Source organism: Pseudomonas sp. HY13-MNA-CIBAN-0226, from assembly GCF_040310305.1.
In the GTDB taxonomy this organism is placed as follows: domain Bacteria; phylum Pseudomonadota; class Gammaproteobacteria; order Pseudomonadales; family Pseudomonadaceae; genus Aquipseudomonas; species Aquipseudomonas gregormendelii.
Genome location: NZ_JBEOPS010000303.1, coordinates 1 through 267, shown reverse-complemented (window position 1 = coordinate 267; position 267 = coordinate 1). Strand labels below are relative to the sequence as shown.

1 protein-coding gene is annotated in these 267 nt (G+C 55.1%); it reads right to left on the bottom strand.

Annotated elements, in window-relative coordinates; translation table 11 throughout:
• The coding region (locus AAEZ05_RS28855) for a hypothetical protein (RefSeq protein ID WP_350650020.1) at nucleotides 1–267 on the bottom strand (267 nt) is incomplete at both ends.

Here is a 267-nt window from a genome sequence, read left to right as displayed (position 1 = left end):
CTTTGATCCAGGCCAATTGCGGATCTGCCTTGACCATCGCATCAATCGATTGGCTGACGGTTTGCTGGTTGACCTGCCTGACGTCGATCTTCAGGCCTTCCACCGCCTTGATCGCGATATTGCCCTCAGCCACCATTTGGGTCTGGCGCAGGGTCTCATCTGTATTTCCTTTTCCTTTTGACGATGTCCAGAACGCATCTCCCTTGCTCTTCTCGTGGCTCTCCTGATGCAGATCCTTCACCGCCTCAAACTCAACCGCCCCCCCAC